The following is an 18417-nucleotide window of genomic DNA, read 5'->3' on the forward strand; positions in this document are numbered from 1 at the left end:
CGATGTTCCGCGAACGACGAGGAGACTGCCGGGGCCAGATGGGTTGCCGCTTCGTCCTGGGAGCCGGGGAAACCGATCGGCACATCAGCCATCTGGCCGATGTGCCGATCGGTCAATCGGCGATCTTGGGCAGGTGTTAGATGTGCGGGCGGTCCACCACGACGGTCCGGCCGTTGAGCGGCTGGGGCGCACGGGCGTTTCCGCTGGTGAACAAGTGCTGGAAGCGGCTGAGGGTGGCCTGCGAGACGGTCTTGTCCTTCATCAGGAACCACTTGACGCCCTCGCTGTACGGGTACGTCGTCAAGGACCCGGTGTACCGGGCGGAGGTCCGCTCGTGCGGCAGCAGGGAGTTCAGGTCGATCTCGCCGACGTGTACGTTCGCGCCGCACTCCGGCGCCAACGCAGCCAGCACCTTGTCCACAGTAGACGGATCGCCCGCTTTCAGCGGGACGCCGATGACCAGGAGTTCCTGCGCGGCGTCGCGGTGCACGAGGTGCATCTCCAGCGGCGCGGTCTGGCCATCGAACCTGTGCTCGGACGGGGTGTGGAAGTGGAACTGGATCAGGTCGTAGCGCACACCGGCCAGCGTCACGTGCGCGGTGCCGGGCTCGACCTCGGCTTCCTCGGTTTCCTCGTGCTGCCGGGTGGAGCAGCCGCCCGGCGTGCTCGCGTCCTTCTGGACGTACCGCAGTTGGATGTCGGAATGGTGGTAGGAAATGTGTAACAGCGGCAAGCTCGGGTCGTATCTGACCGCACCGTACGTCACGTCGACCGGGCTTTGCCGCGGGAGCCGCGACTCGGCCGGCCCCGCCAGTGCGACGAGACCGGCCGACAGTGCCAAGGAAAGGCCAATGACGGCAACTTTTCTCTGTCGTGCCATCTGCGCGATCCTGCAGATGGCCGCAGACTGCATACAACCAACGAAAGACAGTTTCCGGACAAATTCCTGACGGAATTTCGGCGATTTTCCGCCAGGCGACAATCACCGTCGTACGTCCGTTTTTCCTGTATGTCAGGACATACAGTCCCTCGCATTTATTGGGCTAATTGTTCCGATTGGACGATATCGACGTTTTCCTCGCGATCGGCCCATGCCATGAGCGCGATCCGGCACGCGTGGTCGAGGTGGTGCACGTCGGTCAGGTCGAGATCCACCGGCCGTCCCCGCGGCAGCGACTCCAGCTTGTCCAGGATCGCGGGCAACCGCAGGAAGGTCGCGTTGCCCGACAGCCGCACCCTGATCGGCCCGCTGCCGGTGTCCTTCACGCGAACCTGCACGTGGGACGCCTGCCAAGCGACCTTGACGACCGCGAGGGCGATGCCGATCAGGACACCCTCGAACATGTTGAGCCCCACGATCGCCAACGCCGTGACCACCAGGATGACGGCCTCACCGCGGTGCTCACGCCACAGCGGCACCAGTTTGCGCAGCGGAAGCAGTTTGCAGCCCGCGTGCACCAGCACACCGGCCAGCGCCGCCAACGGGATGACGCCGATCGTGGCGGGCAGCAACGCGGCGAACAGCAGCAGCCACACGCCATGCAGCACCCGGGACGCCTTGGTGCGCGCGCCCGCCTCCACGTTGGCGGAACTCCGGACGATGACAGCGGTCAAGGGCAACGCACCCAGGACGCCACAGACCGTGTTGCCCACGCCCTGGGCGACGAGTTCCTTGTTGTAGTCGGTACGCGGTCCGTCGTGCATCCGATCCACCGCCGCGGCGCTGAACAGGCTTTCCGCGGACGCGATCAGCACGAAGGCGAGCACCGTGCCCAGCAGCGCGATGTCGCCGAGCCTGGCCAACTCGCCCGGCGACGTCAGGTTGATCGACCCGAGCAGACCCTGCACCTCGATCCGCTGCACGGGCAGGTCGAACACCGCGCTCACCAGGGTGGCCAGCGCCACGGCGACGAGCGCGCCTGGCACGAGCCTGACCTTGCGGGGCAACCGCGCCCACAACACCATCACCAGGATCGTGCCCACGCCGATGGCGAACGCCGTCCACGCGGCGGCCGAACTGAAGATCTTCCCGGCCAGGTCAGGCACGCCGGTCAGCTTGCCGAGACCGCTTGCGGGGGCGGTGACACCCGCCATTGTGTACAGCTGCCCGGCGATGAGCACCAGGCCGATCCCGGCGAGCATCCCTTCGACCACCGCGGGGGAGATCGCTCGGAACCACCGCCCGAACCGCACCAGGCCGAGCAGGATCTGCAATAACCCCGCGGCAAGGACGATGACGCCGAGCGCGGCGAGGCCGAACTGCCTGACCGCTTCGAACACGAGCACGGTCAGCCCGGCCGCGGGGCCGGACACCTGCAGGCTGCTGCCCGGCAGCAGACCGACGACGAGCCCACCGACGATCCCGGTCACCAGACCGAGTTCGGCGGGCACCCCGGACGCGACGGCCACTCCGACGCAGAGCGGCAACGCGACAAGGAACACCACGATGGACGCGGTGAGATCGGCACGCCAGGCGCGCCGGGACAGCGAGGGCGAGGGCATTTCAAGGAGCTCCATCCAAGTCAGCCGCGCAAAGACCGGCACAAACGCTTCGTGCGCAGGTCAGAGCGGGCGGAAGTTCGGCGTGCCAGTCTGGTTGGCGAGGACTTCGCCGGTTGTCACGCGGTAGAACCACGCGTGCAACCGCAGAGTCCCGGCGGCGACACCTTCGACGACACAGGGATGCGTTCGCACGTGATCCAGCTGTGTCAGCACATGGCGCCGGACGGCGCCGTCGAGGTCCACATCGGAGTGGGCCGTGCCGTGACCCGCCTGCGTCAGCCACCGCTTGACCTGCGGCATGACCGACAGACCGGCCTGACTGCGCAGGCCTTGCACGGCACCGCAGTGGGAATGTCCACAGACGACGATGTCGGACACACCGAGCGCGCGCACCGCGAACTCGATGGTTCCGGCGACCGCGCAGCTGGCGTCGGCCCGGTACGGCGGCACGATGTTGCCGGCGTTGCGCAACTCGAACAGCTGACCGGGTTGCGCGCCGGTGAACATCCCGGGCATCACCCGGGAATCGGAGCAGGAGATGAAAAGGGCTTCCGGCTTCTGCCCGTCACCCAGGCGCGCGAACTGTTCGCGGCGCTCGGCGACGGCTTCGGGAAAACTGCGTGCGTGATCGATCAGCGGCTGCATGTCGGCCTCGTTCTGGCTCGGTCCAACTGGAGTGGTGACCCAGGACCGCCGCAACCGGAACTTCGCGTGCACCGCCATGGCGGCAGCGCGCACCCACGCTGATTCTCGTTGAGAGGCCAGCGCTGCGTTCCGGCAGCGAGCGTCTGACCGATCAGATGCGGAGCACGGATAAAAGGTCGAGCGGCAGGGCGATGCCGCTGTGTTCCACGCGCACGATCCGGCGCGCCATCTCGTTCGCGGGGCGGCCGAGCACCGCGTCGTTCCTGCCCAGCTGCGGTGAGCCCGGCATGATCGCGCCGGACGGGTCCGCGCCGTCCGCGGCGCCGAGCAGATGCCTGCGGGCGGCCAACTGGACGGTTTCCTCGGCCTTCTCACTGGTCTTGGCCCGTGCTTCGACGCCGGCGTGCAGTGGGTGCTGCATGAACAGGACGGCCGCGAGCACGGCGAAGATCGCCAGTACCCCGAACCGTCGCGCCACGACTCCTCCTCCGTACACACCGGACCCAACCAGGAACAACACCGTTGATTGCCGGAAAGTTCCCCACCGCCGCACAGTCCGCATCGACCAAACCTGAACACTTTTCAGGGCGCGGTAGCCGGGGTCACCTGACCCGGCCCAGTCGACTGTACCGTGATTCCGGGATCTTGAAAATCCTCAACGCAAACTGAAAGCGTTGGCATCCAACAAACACGCCGCGTTCACCCGGCTGTCACATCGCGACAGTATGGCCTTACCGAGAAGTAGCCGCCCGGACGGCGGGGGCGATCTCGTTGGCCCACCGGCCCAGATCGACGAGATTCTGTGAGGTCCCCCCATCGGTGGAGAACAGCGTGAACCCGGACGCTCCGTGCTCGAGCACCGCTCCCACGAGCTCATCGACCCACTGATCAGGTGAACCGCCAATCCAGCGTCCCCCGTCGTCCCGCGTCGCGCGCAGCGGCCTGTCGGTGACCCGCCCGACGAAGTTGAAGATTGTTCGGATCTCGCCGGGATCGCGCCCGGCCGCCACCGCCGCCTCGTCGATGACCGGCCGGGACTCCCGGTAGCGCTTGCTCAGCCAGTCGGCCGCGTGACCGGGGATCCAGCCGTCGGCGACGCGCCCGGTGGCCGCCAGCGACTTGCGGCCGTTCGACCCCGTCCACACCGGTGGTGCCGCCGCCCGCGCCGGTTCGATGTCCTCGACCCGCCAGTGCCTGCCCTCGAAGGTGACCGGCGGACCTCCGCCCGACAGCTTCCGCACCAGAACGATCGCCTCCTCGAACGCGTCGACGGCGTCACCGGGCGACAACCGCGGAATTCCCAGCGCGGCGATCCGTTCCCACAGGCCGCCCGCTCCCATCCCGAGAACGATGCGACCGCCGGAAAGCGTCGACAAGGACGTGACGGACCGCGCGAGCATCGGCGCGGGCCTCGTCGGCGAGTTCGTGACGTTCACCAGACCGGAAATCCGCCGCGTCCGACCGAGCACGAATCCGATCGCCGCGTACGCGTCCAGGCGCGTTCCGGCATACGGATGGTCGGAAACGGACACGATGTCCAGTCCGTCCCGATCGGCAAGTTCGGCCAAACGGAGCAAATCGGACACGTCATCGACACCGCTCGGCGCGCCGAAACCGAAGACAACCCCAGGTAGAGACATGACACCCTCATCAGACAGGTTTTGAAGTTCGCAGTACGAACCATATTAGTTCGTACTGCGAACTTCAACCCGCCTCGAGTGTGTTCCTAGTGACGCTCGTCCAGCTCCATGAACACCTCGGGCACGTCGTTGTCCAACACCACACGGCTCAGCAGAGCGGCGAGCTCGTCCCTGGCGTCGTCACCGAGCCCCGCAGGCAGCTTCTCGACCCGGCGGCAGGTCTCGGCGTAGAACTCCTTCGCCAGCTCGGCGCCCCGCTCGGTGAGCTCCACGCGGACCGCGCGGGCCTCATCGGGATCGGATCCGCGCCGCACCAGGCCGTTGCGCTCGGTGCGGTCCACCAGGCCGGTCAGGCTGGACTTGGCCAGCCCCAACGTCGCACTGAGTTCACCCATGCCGTACGACCTGGACATCAGCACGCACAACAGCTGCCCTTGCTGCGGGGTGAGTCCGTACTCCCGTGCCGACTCGGCGTACACGGCGTTGACCAGGTACGAGGCACGCACCAGCGCCGTCACCACGCCGAACCCATCCTGATTGGCACTCACACATTCAAGGCTAGTGCACGGTCAAGAACGCACCGAGGCCGTGGACAGACCGCCCGGCGGGAGCGGGTCCCGCCGGGCGGATCCACTGTGGAGTATCAGAAGCCCGCCGTGATCCGGCTGACGCCACCGCCGAAAAGCCAGAAGACAACCGATATTCCGACCTTCCGGCGGCGACGCCAGGAACCGCCCCACTGAATCCCAACTCCGGCCTCCGGCCGGGGCAGACTCTCATCGAACGAGGACACCGATACACGACCACGAGGCGAGCAACCTGGCCACGCGCCGTGACCGGGTCATTCACGTCCATGAAGCATTGGCTTAGACCAATCCAAAGGTCAAGGGTGTCAGTCGGCCAGGAACGCGCGAACCAGCTCGTTGACCTCGTCGGGGCTCTCGATGAACGGGAAGTGCCCGACGCCGTCCAGCATCACCCCGTCCGACCCGGCGGGCAGCGCGGCGACGATGTCGGGAAGCGTTTCCGCGTCCACGCTCGGATCCTCAGTGCCGTGCAGGTACAGCGTCGGCTGGGTGGGGAGCTCGGCCAGGAGCGGCCCGGCCTCCCATCGATCCGTGCCGAACGTCGCAATCGGGAAGTTCTGCCGGTACGCCTCGATCGCCATCCGGAGGTTTTCCGGCTCCCGCAAGGCGCTCTTGCCCGCCTCGAGATCGGACACGAGGTCGACGCCCTGCTTGGTGCCGCTCCAGTAGCGCCACTGCCAGTCGAAGTAGGCGAAGTCGTCCTGGCGCACGACCTGCTCGGCCACGTCCATCTGGAAGAAGAAGAAATGCCCGAGCTTGTGGATCATCTCCGGGCCCAGCGGCTTTATGAAACGCAAGGGCGGGATGTCGGCCGCCACGACCTTCGCCCACCGCTGCGGCGCGGCGGCGGCTGCGCCCCAGGTGGTGTACGCACCCCAGTCGGTCCCGATGATCACGGCGTTCTCGTCGCCGCCCAGTTCGTTGTGCAGGGCGTTGGCGTCGGCGACGAGGTCCGCCAGTTTCATGCTGCCGTCCGGCGGAACCTGCGTGGGGGCGTATCCGCGCATCGCCGGAGCGACCGCCCGATACCCCGCGTCGGCGAGAACGGGCATCAGGTGCCTGAAGACACGGGGCGTCTCCGCCATGCCGTGCAGCAATAACGCCAACGGACCGTCGCCCTGCTCGGCGTAGGCGAAGTCGATCCCGTTGGCGGTGATGTGGTGCATGAGGTCCCCTCAGTGACTGTAACGAACGTTCCACCCAGAACGTAGCACGCACTAGAACGAACGTTCCACCGGGTAAACTGCGGCCATGAGCACCAGGGACCGGATCCTCCATGTCACCTCGCAGCTGATGCAGCGCCAGGGCTATGAGGGGACTGCGATCAAGCAGATCGCCAAGGAGGCACAGGTCGCGCTGAGCTCGGTCTACCACTTCTTCCCCCGCGGCAAGCAGGAACTGGCGGCCGACGCGGTCCGGCACGCCGACGCGCACTTCGCCGGGATGCTGGCCGAAGCACTGGCGAGCGAGGACGACCCCGCGGACGCGATCGTCGCACTGGCCCGGGTGGTCGCGGACTACCTGCGTGACTCGGACTGGCAGGACGGCTGCCCGATCACGGCAACGGCGCTGGAGACGGCGGGCCGCATCCCGGAGATCCAGGCCGCCGTCGAGGAGGCGTTCGAGCGCTGGCGCGGCCTGGTCGCCGAGAAGCTGCGGACCACCGGAATCCCCGAGCAGGACGTGAAAGACCTGGCGTACACGGTGATCAACACACTGGACGGCGCGGAACTGGCCGCCACGGTGTCACGGACCACCGAGCCGCTGGAGATCGCCGGGCGACACCTGGCCCGGTTGATCAACTCCTACATCACCAACCGGGCGGACGTGCCGTGAAGGCCACCTTACCGGCATGAGACGCCCGTAAAGTTCCCCTCACGCCGGGCGTCACCGAGTGATCGTCACGCTGCTAATGCCCGCGCGGGGCTTGAGTTTCAACAGCAAACCGCCGAAGGGCCCCGGTTTCGTCGTCCAGCCGACCGGATCACCGGACAGTGTGGACGACTCAGGGACGCGGCGGCCGTCGATCATAACCACCGCTGGCTTGGCCTTGACCGTGATCATCACTTGGCTTTCCCCAGGGGCGTTGGCGAGCAGCACTGTCGTCGTGTCACCACGGCTGTGGGCGATGAAGGTGCCGCCGGTAGGGCTGGTGGCATGGGTCAAGCCTGTTCCCGGTGCGTACATCCACCCGGAACGGTCCATGCGGTCCAAGTCGTTGAGCTGCCACGGCCGGGACCAGACGCCGTCGATCCTCTGGTTGAAGCCGATCGCCGCGCCTGCCCGCAGGTAGAGGGGGAAGTCGTCCAGAGTGGAGTTCCGGGTTGTTCGCTGGTTCCCTTCGTGCACTGTCCCTGTGTGCAGGTCGATCCAACGGCCCGCTGGGAGGTAGACGTCGACCGGGGTGGGTTGCCCTGCTGCCGCGTCCGCTTCGTTGCGATCCGCCGTGACCGGGACCGCCAGTAGGTCATCGCCGACCAGCATGTGCTGGTCCGCTGCCCAGGCCTGCTCGTCCGCCGGGTGGTCGTACGCCATCGGCCGGACGATCGGTTCTCCCGTGCGGGCGGAGTTCTGGGCCAGGCCGTAGAGGTACGGGAACAGCGCGTAGTGCAGCAGGACGTTGTCACGGAATCGGCCGACGGTTTTTTCGTCGTAGTTCCAAGGAGTCGCGTTCCGGCCCGCTCCCCCGACCTCGAAGACCGGGGACACCGCCGAGAACTGGCTCCAGCGAGTGAACAAGGTGGGGCTCGGCGCGCCCGGGCCGCCGCCGTTGAAGCCACCTGTGTCCGTTCCCCATGCCGGGTGGCCCGACAGCCAGGAGTTGAGGCCACGGCGGACCGAGAGCCGCAGGCCGTCGTAGGTCGCCTGCGGGTCACCGCCCCACACACCGTTCACGATGGACGGCACACCGGTGTATCCGCCACGCCACAAGGTCGTGAACTGGTCACCGTGGATCTTGCGGAGCACGTCCACTGTGGATTTGGCGTAACGGACCGGGCTCGTGTTCATCAGCTCGGTTCCCGGCCCGGCCGCGAAGGTGGCGTCCTCCAGCTCGAACTCCTCACCCCTGTCCCCCTTGACCATGTCGATTCCCAGCGCGAACAGCTTCGCCAGCTTCGCTTCGAAATGCGCCCGGGTGGCCGGGTTGGTCAGGTCCAGTTGCAGCGGGTCGGTACGGGCGGTCCGGATGAACGAGCCCGGCGGGTAGTCCGTTGCCGGGCACGGGCGTTCGGCCGCCACGGTTCGTACGTGCGGGGAGATCCAGATGCCCAGGTGTACCCCGCGGTTGCGCAGGTCCGTGACCATTCCGCGCGGATCGGGGAACTGGGTCGGGTCGAACGTCAGCGTCCCGTTGCACGCGTAACGGCTGTTCTGGCTCTCTCCCGGGAGTTTCGTCGACGTCTCCCACGGGTTGTCGATCCATTCCGTGGCGAGGGGGATCCCCCGGTTCAGCAGCTGGTTCACGTCATCGACCACGGTTGCCTGGTCCGCCACTGTGTCGCGCCAGTGCGTCAGCGCGAACTGACGGGGTGGCGGCAGGGTTGGCCGTCCCGCCTTCGCCGTGTACGCGTTGACGACCTGAGATGGCCTGCCCGCGTAGATCTCGTAGTCGAGTTTGTTGGTCTTGAAGCACAACTGCGTTCGGTCGGGCTGGCCGAGTTGCACCGCGCACGGCGGTGGGTTGCCCGAGCAGTGAGGCGGGTCGTCGGTCGCGTTGGGGAAGGCGATCCGGCCGATCGCGTCGGTCTCCGGGAACACCGCGTATCCGCGTGAACTGAGGAAGAAGGGACTCGGCATGCCACTCTTGTTGCAGCGGCCCAACGTTGACGCACCGGTGAAGTGCGCCTTGTTGAGCACCACGCGGTGCCGGAGATCCGTGTAGATGAAGTTGGCGCCGCCGCCCAGGAAATGTTCGGCATCGTCGCCCGTGAGTGATTCGCGGACCTCGACGACGTCCACCGCAGGAGTCAGGCGCCACTCCACCCGGATGCCGCGCGGTGTGCGCTGCACAGAGACGTGCGCGGTGCGAGCGGGTTCAGACGTTGCGACTACGTATGTGTCGCGCTCAGTTCGTAGGACGTTGGTGAGGCGATGTGGTGTGCCGTCGGCGAGTGTGTACGACATCCGTCCGTTGGCTTGGCCGATGAGGGGGCGATCGCCGTCGAAGACCTGGAGGTGGAACGGCGAGCGGTCGACCGTCCACCGCAGGCCCGACTGCACGGCTTGCGCGAGCGACGGCAACCCGGTGACCAGCAACACCGTTGCGACCAGCAGTACACGCACACGCCGCCAGGCAAGGCGCACGTCCATGACGTCTCCTTGAAGCTCCTTGCGGCGGGAGCAGTACCTCTCGCAGCCTACACATCCGATGTCTGCTTGTCGTGGGACGCTCAGCAGGTGATCCAACTCGGTCCGTTGCTCGTCGTCGTGCTGTCCGTGTTCGCGGCGGCAACGGCAGTGCTTGTCTGGTTGGGGCGTCTCGGGGCATGGCACTCCATAGCCACGGCAGCGGTGCGCGCGACTGTGCAACTCGGCGCGGTGTCGTTGCTCATCACGGCCGTCCTGCACTCGGGTTGGTTGACGGCCGCGTTCGTGCTGATGATGTTCACCGTCGCCAGCGTCACCTCCGCGAGGCGGTTCGGCACCTGGTCGGACACGGTGTGGTCAGCAGCCGCGATCGCCGCGGGAGTCGCGCCACCGTTGGCCGCGCTGATCCTGTCCGGCCTGGTCCCGGCTACGCCCGTGGCCGTCGTGCCGATCGCGGGGATCCTCATCGGCGGCGCGATGACCGCGACAACCCTGGCGGGCAGACGCGCACTCGACGAGCTGAAGACACGCCACGGCGAGTACGAGGCCGCGTTGGCGTTGGGGTTGTTGCCCCGGGACGCCACCTTGTTGATCTGCCGACCGAGCGCGGGTCAGGCGCTTGTTCCAGCGCTCGACCAGACAAGGACGGTCGGGTTGGTGACGTTGCCGGGCGCGTTCGTGGGCGTGCTGCTCGGCGGCGCCTCACCGATGCAGGCCGGAGCGACACAGCTGGTCGTACTGGTCAGTCTGCTGCTGGTGGAAGCGGTCGCGGTGCTGGTGATCGTTGAGTTGATCGCTGGGCAGCGCGTTCAGTCTGCGGGCAGCTCGTAATGCAGCTCGTACCTGTTCGCCGCGAGGATCATGTCGTTGACCTCGATAGGCCGCTTTGCTGTGTGCGCGACACGGGTCACCACCAACACCGGACTGCCTTCCGGCAGTTGCAGGCGTGACTGTTCCTCGGCGGTCGGCATCCTGGCCGCCACCACCTCGTCGTACCGGCGCAGAATGTAACCGGCTTCTTCGAGGCGGGCGTAGATGCCGCCGGGTCCCGTTTCGATCTCCTCGACCGCCAGCCCTTTGGTGAGTTCGCGTGGCAGCCGGGAAACCGCGAGCTGCACCACTACCCCGTCGGCGCGCATCACCCGGTCCCGCACGAGCACTTCCGCGCCCGGGGCGATGTTCAGCAGGTTCGCGATACGGTCGTCGGCGGCCTCCACTCGCACGTCGACCGCGACGCTGGGAACGAAGTTGCTCGCCGACGCGTCGCCCATGAACGCGCCCTTGTCTTCTGCTCGCGCTGTTCGAGACAGTCGCGTCCGCGCGAGTCTGGTTACAAAGGCATCCGGCCGGACAAACACGCCTCGGCCATGCCGGGCGACAACAAGACCACCGTTGCGGAGAAGCTTGATGGCGTCTCGGATGGTGGGCCGCGAGGCGTCATAGATGTCGACGAGTTCACGCTCCGACGGGAGCGGCGCACCTGGTGCGAGCTTTCCGGACTGGATCTGACCGCGAAGGTCGTCGGCGATCTGACGGTAGACGGGCACGCCGCTGGTCCGATCGACCACGGCAGGCACCTCCACTAACTGGTCAGGACGTCACGATATGGAGCCAAGGCTATCGACTGTCACTCCACCAGGGACGGCTTGCCGACTGGTATTGACCAGTCGTGTCGACGTCCTTACAGTCTTCATGTCAAGACGTCTTGACCACTGATCGATCTCGATCGCTTACAATTAGCCCTGAGCGCCCCGTATAGCCTAAGGAGTCCCTTCATGCCCGGAATCACCGACCATGAGCAGTTGATTGCCGAAGTTGTCGCCGCCCAGGCTCCGCGCGTGTTCGCCACAGTCGTGACCACCGACGTCTCTGATGGCGTCACCACGGACGACTCGGAGGTCAACGTGCTCGGCTGGGGCATGCAGTTCACGGACAACTCCGCCTACATGGTGTCCGCCGACGGCCGGAACCAGTACTTCCTCGCCGAAGCCGAGAACGCGTTGATGTACATCCGGACAGGCCCGGACGCCGTCGCCGACCTCGTCTGGCTCGACGGCGAACAGGAAGAAGCCGGTCAGGACGCGATCTGACTCGCGACTTGCGCGGCGGCGTCGCGTGGTTCACGGCCGAGGAGTTCGGCAAGCAGCGGATGATGGCCCGCGAAGGACCCTCCGCGCGCGGCTTGGAACATGGCGAGCGTCAACTGGGCCACGAACTCCGGCACGCCGTCGGCGATCTGCTCGGTCACCCACTGCTCGTCGGCCACGACGACGCGTTCGATGGTGCGGCCGGTGAGTCCGGAGACGATCTTGGCGAAGTCGTCGAGGGTAACGGCAGGCGCCGCGAGCGTGACGGGCCCGTCGAACCTGCGGGTGCCGGTGAGGATGACGGCGGCGGCCTCGGCCAGGTCGGCGCGATCGGTCCACGGTATGGGGCCGTCCGCGGGCATGGCGATCACGCCGGTCCGCTGCCAAGGACCGAGTAGCTGTTCGAGGCTGCCGAAGAAGCCGTTGCGCAGCGCGGTCCAGGCGACTCCCGAGTCGGCGAGCATCGCTTCGGTGGCGGCGTGGATGGCCGCCGGAGGGTATGCACTGCCGACAGCACCTTGCTGGCTGGTGTACAGAATCCGCCGGGCACCAGTCACCACCGCAGCCTCGACCGCCGTGCGGTGCTGACCGACCACGTCGGCCGCCATGTCGTTGGAAGACACCAAAAGCACCTGCTCGGCGTCGACCAAAGAGGCTCGCAGCGCGACGGGGTCGTCGTAGGAGCCCTGCCGTACACGCACGCCGCGTTCGGCGAAGTGCCGCGCCTTGGCGACGTCGCGCACGCTGACACCGATCCGGTCGGCCGGTATGCGCTGGAGGAGGTGTTCGACGGTGGCACCGTTGAGGGCACCGGTGGCGCCCGTGACAACGATCATGCTTGTGGCCTTCCCACGTACGGAGTCGCTTAAGTTGACTACCTGAGTCAGTTTGCTGTCCCTCGACGACGGTAAGTAAACTGACCAGGCGAGTCAAATTAGGAAGGCGAGGAAGCGCATGCCGGACGCCCGGCCTCGGCTGCGCGCTGACGCCCAGCGCAACACCGAACAGATCCGCCGCGTCGCGATCGACGCGTTTCAGGGACGGGGCCTCACCGTGCCGCTGGAAGAGGTCGCCAAGGCGGCAGGCGTGAGCAAAGCGACGATCTTCAACCGCTTCGGCGGCCGGATCGGCCTCATCGAAGCTGTCATCGATGAGGTCGTCGCGAACGAGCTGTACGCCATCGTCGACCGGACCCGGGCTGTCGAGGACATCAGCGAGCGGATCGCGTACTACATCACGGCGATCCGCGACCTCCAGTACCGCCAGCCCGCCGCCAACGACGTCATGCTGCAGGCATACCCCCACGCACCGCAGCTCATGGAGATCTGCCGGGCCGCGGGGGAGATCAACGACGAGCTCATCGCGGCGGGCCGCGTCTCCGGCGCGCTACGGCCGGAGTTCACGGCAGGCGACCTCCACGCGTACATCCACGACAACGCGCTCGCCCTCAAGCACGGACCTCGCCCTGCCCGTGACGACTACGACCGCCGGACCAGGTTCTTCCTGGACGGGATCCGCGCCGGAAGGTGACGGACTCGTCAGAAGTCGTCGGTGCCCGCGAGTTCCCGCTCGAAGTGGTCCGCGTTCGCGACGATCTGCTTCAGCACGGGTTCGAAGTCCTCACGCGCGCTCAGCTCCGTCACCGGGACGCTGTGCTTCAGCAGCGCGACGCCGTCGACCACCTCGACCTCGCCGACCTTCTCGGCACCGGCCAGCTCACGGAGCTTGCCCATGTCGATCTTGTCGGCCCAGCCGACGGGCGAGGACAGCTCCAGCGTTTCCGGCTCGGCGTGCACCGAGACCTGCTGGGTACGACCGCCTTCGGTGTCCAGGCGGAATCGCAGCCAGTCGTCGTTCTCCTCCAGCACCTCGTACCGGATTCGCACGTAGTTGATCACTTCGGTCCAGCTGGTCACCCGCGTCGCCTCTCCGATCACACCCGCTCGCGCGGCGAAAGCATCTCATGCCGGTCCGGGCGGCACTACCGGGGACTTCCCCGGTTTCACCGTCGGCCGACTTCGACCGGCAGCTCCTTGATCCCGTTGACGAAGTTCGACCGCACCCTCGGCACGTCACCAGTCAACCGCATCCCCGCTGCCCGCGGCACCAGTTCCTCGAACATGATCCGCATTTCGGTACGGGCGAGCAGGCCGCCGAGGCACACGTGCGGCCCGCCTTTGCCGAAGGTCACGTGGTCGTTGCGGGTCCTGGTGACGTCGAAGGTGTCCGGGTCGTCGAAGACCTCCTCGTCGCGGTTGGCCGAGCCGTACCACATGACGACCTTGTCGCCCGCCTTGATCTGTTTGCCGCCTAGTTCGACGTCGCGGACCGCCGTCCTCCGGAAGTGGTACACCGGCGTGCCCCAGCGCAGGAACTCCTCCACCGCGCCCGGGATGAGCGACGGGTCGTCACTGAGTTTGGCCAGCTGGGCGGGGTGTTGCAGCAGCGCGAGCATCGCGTGGGTGATCGCGTGCCTGGTCGTCTCGTTGCCCGCCACCACCAGCAGGAGGAAGTAGTTGTCGAAATCCCTCGCCGACAACGGGACGCCGTCACGCGGTGTGTCGTTCACGAGTTTGGACACCAGGTCCGCGCCGGAGACACCCCGGCGTTGCCTGGCCAGTTCCCGCCCGTACGCGAACACCTCGAGGGACGCCGGGGAGCGGAACGGCAGGTCCCGGTAGCGATCGCTCTCCGCGCTCCCGAGCAGGACGTCCGCGTAGTCCGGGTCGGTGTTGCCGATGATCCGGTTGCCCCAGTCGATCAACTGCCGGGTGTCGCTTTCCGGCACGTCCAGCAACCGGGCGAGGACGTTGATCGGGAAGTCCGCGGCCACCTCGGCCACGAAGTCGAAGCGGCCCTTGGCGAACGCGGCGTCCAGCGTCCTCACCGTCAGTCCCCGCAGGAACTCCGCGTACTGGTTGATCACGGTCGGCCCGAACTGGCGCTGCAACAGGCCCCGCAGCGCCCGGTGCCGCAGGCCGTCCATCTCCAGCATCGACGCGCGGATGGCGATCTGGTCGTCGTCGACCTCTTCGAGGTTGACGAACTTCGCCGAGGTGAACGTCTCGGTGTCCTTGCTGATCCGCACCACGTCCGCGTGCTTCGTGATCGCCCAGAAGCCGGAGCTCGGCTCGGGTTCCGGCTGCCAGTACACCGGGTCGTTGTGGCGCAACGTGTGGAACATCCGCCACGGCGTCACGCCGTCGGTGAAGTTGTCCAGGTTGACCAAGTCGACGTCCATGCGACCTCACAGGTGATAGGCGTACTCCGTGAACTCCCAGTCCGTGACGTGGCGGCGGAAGCGCGCGACCTCGTCCCGTTTGTAGGCGAGGAACGACGTGGTGAAGTCCTTGCCGAGGATCTCGGTCAGCTCGATGTCCGCTTCGAGCGCGTCCAACGCGGTGGACAGGGTCGACGGCAGGGCAGGCGATTTGCTGGTGTCGTAGCCGTAGCCCTCCAGCGGCGCGGGCGGTTCCTCACCGGCCAGCACGCCGAGCAGCGCGGCGGCGATGGTCGCGGCGATCGCGAGGTACGGGTTCGCGCTGGCGTCCCCGAGGCGCAGTTCGAGGCGCGCGCCCGCGCCGCGTTCCGGCGGGATGCGGATCATCGCGCTGCGGTTGTCCAGTCCCCAGTCGATCAGCCACGGCGCGAGGGTGTCGGGGCCGAACCGCTTGTAGGAGTTGATGGTCGGGTTGACGAGCGCGGCGAGCGCCGGTGCGTGCCGCAGGACGCCCGCGATCGCGTGGCGTGCCATTGTGGACAGTCCATGCGGCGCGGCCGGGTCGTCGAAGCAGTTGCCCGTGTCGTCGACGCAGGACAGGTGGAAGTGGAAGCCGGAACCGCCCGCCTCGGCGAAGGGCTTGGCCATGAACGTCGCCAGCCTGCCTTCCTTGCGGGCCAGCTCCTTCACCGCCGCCTTGAACCAGAACGCACGGTCGGCCGCGGACATCGCCGCGGAGTGCTGGAGGTTGACCTCGAACTGCGCGCCGTCGTACTCGTGGTTTCCGCCGGTGACGCCGATCCCGAGTTCGCGCAGGCTGCGCAACACGCGCAGCAGGTGGTTGTCGGGGTCGGCGCGCAGTCCGGCGGTGTAGATGGCGCCGGGAACCTCGGTGTAGCGGCGCCAGCCGCGCGGCGATGACGGGTCGGGGTCGCACAGGAAGTACTCGAGTTCCGGGCCCACGACCGGGTTCATGCCGTGGTCGGCCGCGCGGGCCAGCACCGAACGCAGCACCTCGCGGGGTGACTCCGGGCTGGTCACGTCGCCGAGGACCCAGGCGACGCCCGGCTCCCACGGCACAGCGACCACAGTGGACAAGTCGGGGCGCACCGTGATGTCCGGCAGCCCGGCGTCCAGCCCGCCGGGCACCTGGATCGTCTCACCCTGCGGGGTCGTGTGGTACACCGCGCGGCAGAACGAGAGCCCGTGTTCGACGAGCGACGGCAGGTGCTCGAGCAACACGTCCTTGGCACGGTCCGTGCCGAGCATGTCCGGGTAGGTCACCCGGACCACGTCGATCCCCGCCGCGGACAGCCTGCCGACGGGATCCACACTGTCTTGAGCACTCACCGACGTCTCCTCGGACAGCTCATCGTTTGGGGTCAAACAGTAAGCCGTCGACCACCCGGGTTCAAGGGGCGCGACCACTTTCCGCATCCTATTGACCCCGACGCCCGGCCGCCCTACATTGTTTGAGGCCAAACGACTATGCCGCCCGCGAGGAGCACCCCCTTGACCAGCGGATTCTTCTACCCGAAGACGGCGACAGGTGAGTCGTCGCTGATCCCGGCGCCGCCATGGCACTACTCGGGCGACCTGCTGACGATCGAGTACCGCACGGATCCGGACCGCGTGCGCGACCTGCTGCCCGAGCCGCTCGAACTCGCCGAGGACGACCCGGGCGCGGTCGCGCTGATCTGGGCGGACTGGCAGTCCTGTTCGGACAGCCGGGAGGAACTGCTCGATCCCGTGCGGTCGCAGTACAAGGAAGCCTTCGTGGTGGTTCGCTGCCGTTACGACGGCACGCACTACTCCCGCTGCGTCTACATCTGGGTGGACAAGGACTTCGCCGTCGCCAGGGGAATCCACCAGGGCTATCCGAAGAAGTTCGGTTCGATCCACATGACCAGGCCACACCCGTACGGCCCGGCGCCGAGGCTCGAGGCCGGTGCCCGGTTCGGTGCGACACTCGCCGCGGCGGACCGAAGGCTTGCTCAGGCGGTGGTCACGTTGCGGGAACCGTCGGACACCAACGGGTTCGTCAACGGCCACCCGATGGCCCACCACCGGACGCTGCCGTCCATCACCGGAGACGGCCTGGCGCTCGACGAACTGATCGAATCCGGTGCGAAGTCGTTCGAGGCGGGACCGGCCTGGCGGGGCGAGGCGGACCTGGAGCTGTTCGAGGCCCCGACCGAGGAACTCGCCCGGCTGGTGGTCCGCGAGCCGATCGCGGCGTACTTCCGGCAGCTCGGAGTGGTGTGGGACGGCGGCAAGGTCTTGGAGAAGCGTTGACATCCTCCCTGCCCTAAAGGGCGGGGATTCCCTTGGTCGCCCATGGGTTTTCCTGCTTCATCGTCGACTGCCCCGAACGGAGGTTTCCCCGTTGAGGTCTTACACCGTCTCCACAGGCTGTCACCGCCAGCCCGGCGGCCAGAATGTTATGCGCCGCGTTGACATCACGATCGTGGCTGGTGCCGCACCGGCAAGACCACAACCGCACGGTCAACGGCATCCGCTCAACGAGCGCACCACACGCCGAACACACCTTGGACGAGGGAAACCAGCGATCCACGACCACCAGGTCACGCCCATGCCACTCGGCCTTGTATTCGAGCAGGGTGCGAAACTGCCGCCAGGCTGCGTCGCTGATGGCACGGGCCAAGCTGTGATTCTTGACCATGTTACGCACGGTCAGATCCTCGATCACGATCGTTTGGTTCTCACGAACGAGCCGAGTGGTCAGCTTGTGCAGATAGTCGCGGCGGCGGTCGGCGATCCGGGCATGCACACGAGCAACCTTGTGGCGGGCCTTGGCTCGGTTCGCCGACCCCTTCACCCTCTTGGCCAAGGCGCGTTGGGCGCGGGCCAGCCGAACACGGTCGGCCCGCTCGTGCCGGGGATTGGCGATCTTTTCCCCGGTCGACAGGGTAAGCAGGGAGTCAAGCCCTGCGTCGATGCCGATCGCACCCGATGCCGAGGTCTGTTCGATCACGTCGTCGCACACCAGCGACACAAACCAGCGGCCAGCCGCGTCCTGCGACACCGTCACCGTCGACGGGGACGCCCCTCCGGGCAACGGACGCGACCACACGATCGCCAGCGGCTGATCCATTTTGGCCAGGGTCAGCGTGCCTTCGCGCCACCTGAACGCGCTGGTGGTGTACTCCGCCGAACGCCGCGACTTCTTCTTGCTCTTGAAACTCGGGTATCGGGCGCGCTTTCCCCAGAAGTTGGTGAACGCGACCTGCAAATGCCGCAGCGCCTGCTGCAGCGCCATGTTGTAGACCAGCCGGACACACCCGAACGTCCGGGCAAGCTCAGCGGCCTGCCGCAGGGTCGGATAGAAGCGGTACTTGAACGCCCGCTTCACAACCTTGGCCACGACCCACAACCTAGCGGGCCAACCAGTGAACCTCGCGATGACA

Annotated in this window: 19 protein-coding genes; 5 read left to right on the forward strand and 14 right to left on the reverse strand. The window is 66.9% G+C overall.

Features of this window, described 5'->3' with window-relative positions; genetic code table 11:
- Nucleotides 1–136: 136 nt before the first annotated feature.
- From ALI144C_RS38705 to ALI144C_RS38735, 7 genes are all read right to left on the reverse strand, one after another.
- Nucleotides 137–880: a carbonic anhydrase family protein gene (locus ALI144C_RS38705; RefSeq protein ID WP_168211461.1), complete on the reverse strand. Its 744-nt coding sequence runs from the start codon at nucleotides 878–880 to the stop codon at nucleotides 137–139.
- Nucleotides 881–1035: 155 nt separating this feature from the next.
- On the reverse strand, nucleotides 1036–2502 hold the full coding sequence (locus tag ALI144C_RS38710; RefSeq protein ID WP_076992209.1) for a SulP family inorganic anion transporter: 1467 nt from the start codon (nucleotides 2500–2502) through the stop codon (nucleotides 1036–1038).
- Between the two features lie 60 nt (nucleotides 2503–2562).
- On the reverse strand, nucleotides 2563–3240 hold the full coding sequence (locus ALI144C_RS38715) for a carbonic anhydrase (RefSeq protein ID WP_237774524.1): 678 nt from the start codon (nucleotides 3238–3240) through the stop codon (nucleotides 2563–2565).
- 58 nt (nucleotides 3241–3298) lie between these two features.
- On the reverse strand, nucleotides 3299–3625 hold the full coding sequence (locus ALI144C_RS38720) for a hypothetical protein (RefSeq protein WP_076992210.1): 327 nt from the start codon (nucleotides 3623–3625) through the stop codon (nucleotides 3299–3301).
- 253 nt (nucleotides 3626–3878) lie between these two features.
- Complete coding sequence (locus tag ALI144C_RS38725; RefSeq protein WP_076992211.1) at nucleotides 3879–4787, reverse strand: LLM class flavin-dependent oxidoreductase; 909 nt, start codon at nucleotides 4785–4787, stop codon at nucleotides 3879–3881.
- Between the two features lie 86 nt (nucleotides 4788–4873).
- Nucleotides 4874–5335 (reverse strand): MarR family winged helix-turn-helix transcriptional regulator, encoded by a 462-nt coding sequence (locus ALI144C_RS38730; protein ID WP_076992212.1) that lies wholly within the window; start codon nucleotides 5333–5335, stop codon nucleotides 4874–4876.
- 344 nt (nucleotides 5336–5679) lie between these two features.
- The gene (locus tag ALI144C_RS38735; RefSeq protein ID WP_076992213.1) at nucleotides 5680–6540 is read right to left on the reverse strand and encodes an alpha/beta fold hydrolase; all 861 of its coding nucleotides are present in this window, start codon (nucleotides 6538–6540) and stop codon (nucleotides 5680–5682) included.
- A gap of 85 nt (nucleotides 6541–6625) precedes the next feature.
- Here ALI144C_RS38735 and ALI144C_RS38740 point away from each other — a divergent pair, with 85 nt between their 5' ends.
- On the forward strand, nucleotides 6626–7210 hold the full coding sequence (locus ALI144C_RS38740; RefSeq protein WP_076992214.1) for a TetR/AcrR family transcriptional regulator: 585 nt from the start codon (nucleotides 6626–6628) through the stop codon (nucleotides 7208–7210).
- Between the two features lie 51 nt (nucleotides 7211–7261).
- On the opposite strand, the gene ALI144C_RS38745 is transcribed toward ALI144C_RS38740, so the two are convergent.
- On the reverse strand, nucleotides 7262–9685 hold the full coding sequence (locus ALI144C_RS38745; RefSeq protein ID WP_076992215.1) for a TIM-barrel domain-containing protein: 2424 nt from the start codon (nucleotides 9683–9685) through the stop codon (nucleotides 7262–7264).
- 90 nt (nucleotides 9686–9775) lie between these two features.
- On the opposite strand from ALI144C_RS38745, the gene ALI144C_RS38750 reads away from it, so the two are divergent.
- Entirely contained in the window at nucleotides 9776–10513 is a 738-nt protein-coding gene (locus ALI144C_RS38750; protein WP_441297596.1) for an ABC transporter permease, read from the forward strand.
- Here ALI144C_RS38750 and ALI144C_RS38755 read toward each other — a convergent pair.
- Complete coding sequence (locus ALI144C_RS38755; protein ID WP_076992780.1) at nucleotides 10492–11250, reverse strand: GntR family transcriptional regulator; 759 nt, start codon at nucleotides 11248–11250, stop codon at nucleotides 10492–10494. The two genes, ALI144C_RS38750 and ALI144C_RS38755, sit on opposite strands and share 22 nt — an antisense overlap.
- 207 nt (nucleotides 11251–11457) lie before the next feature.
- Between ALI144C_RS38755 and ALI144C_RS38760 the strand changes: the two genes are divergently transcribed.
- On the forward strand, nucleotides 11458–11772 hold the full coding sequence (locus ALI144C_RS38760; RefSeq protein WP_076992217.1) for a hypothetical protein: 315 nt from the start codon (nucleotides 11458–11460) through the stop codon (nucleotides 11770–11772).
- Here the strand turns inward: ALI144C_RS38760 and ALI144C_RS38765 are convergent.
- On the reverse strand, nucleotides 11757–12605 hold the full coding sequence (locus ALI144C_RS38765) for an NmrA family NAD(P)-binding protein (RefSeq protein ID WP_076992218.1): 849 nt from the start codon (nucleotides 12603–12605) through the stop codon (nucleotides 11757–11759). The two genes, ALI144C_RS38760 and ALI144C_RS38765, sit on opposite strands and share 16 nt — an antisense overlap.
- A 118-nt stretch (nucleotides 12606–12723) precedes the next feature.
- Between ALI144C_RS38765 and ALI144C_RS38770 the strand changes: the two genes are divergently transcribed.
- Complete coding sequence (locus ALI144C_RS38770) at nucleotides 12724–13299, forward strand: TetR/AcrR family transcriptional regulator (protein WP_076992219.1); 576 nt, start codon at nucleotides 12724–12726, stop codon at nucleotides 13297–13299.
- Nucleotides 13300–13307: 8 nt separating this feature from the next.
- Here ALI144C_RS38770 and ALI144C_RS38775 read toward each other — a convergent pair whose 3' ends face one another.
- From ALI144C_RS38775 to ALI144C_RS38785, 3 genes are all read right to left on the reverse strand, one after another.
- Nucleotides 13308–13685 carry a hypothetical protein gene (locus ALI144C_RS38775; protein WP_076992781.1) on the reverse strand — a complete coding sequence of 126 codons (378 nt, stop codon included), beginning with the start codon at nucleotides 13683–13685 and terminating at the stop codon, nucleotides 13308–13310.
- Between the two features lie 86 nt (nucleotides 13686–13771).
- The gene (locus ALI144C_RS38780; protein ID WP_076992220.1) at nucleotides 13772–15010 is read right to left on the reverse strand and encodes a cytochrome P450; all 1239 of its coding nucleotides are present in this window, start codon (nucleotides 15008–15010) and stop codon (nucleotides 13772–13774) included.
- A 6-nt stretch (nucleotides 15011–15016) separates the two neighbouring features.
- On the reverse strand, nucleotides 15017–16339 hold the full coding sequence (locus tag ALI144C_RS38785) for a glutamine synthetase family protein (RefSeq protein ID WP_076992221.1): 1323 nt from the start codon (nucleotides 16337–16339) through the stop codon (nucleotides 15017–15019).
- A gap of 162 nt (nucleotides 16340–16501) precedes the next feature.
- On the opposite strand from ALI144C_RS38785, the gene ALI144C_RS38790 reads away from it, so the two are divergent.
- Nucleotides 16502–17284, forward strand: a complete 783-nt coding sequence (locus ALI144C_RS38790; protein ID WP_076992222.1) for an acetoacetate decarboxylase family protein — start codon at nucleotides 16502–16504, stop codon at nucleotides 17282–17284.
- A 13-nt stretch (nucleotides 17285–17297) separates the two neighbouring features.
- Here the strand turns inward: ALI144C_RS38790 and ALI144C_RS38795 are convergent, their stop codons facing one another.
- Nucleotides 17298–18374, reverse strand: a complete 1077-nt coding sequence (locus ALI144C_RS38795; RefSeq protein ID WP_076992223.1) for an RNA-guided endonuclease InsQ/TnpB family protein — start codon at nucleotides 18372–18374, stop codon at nucleotides 17298–17300.
- Between the last annotated feature and the right edge of the window lie 43 nt (nucleotides 18375–18417).

The organism is Actinosynnema sp. ALI-1.44 (genome assembly GCF_001984155.1).
GTDB lineage: Bacteria > Actinomycetota > Actinomycetes > Mycobacteriales > Pseudonocardiaceae > Kibdelosporangium.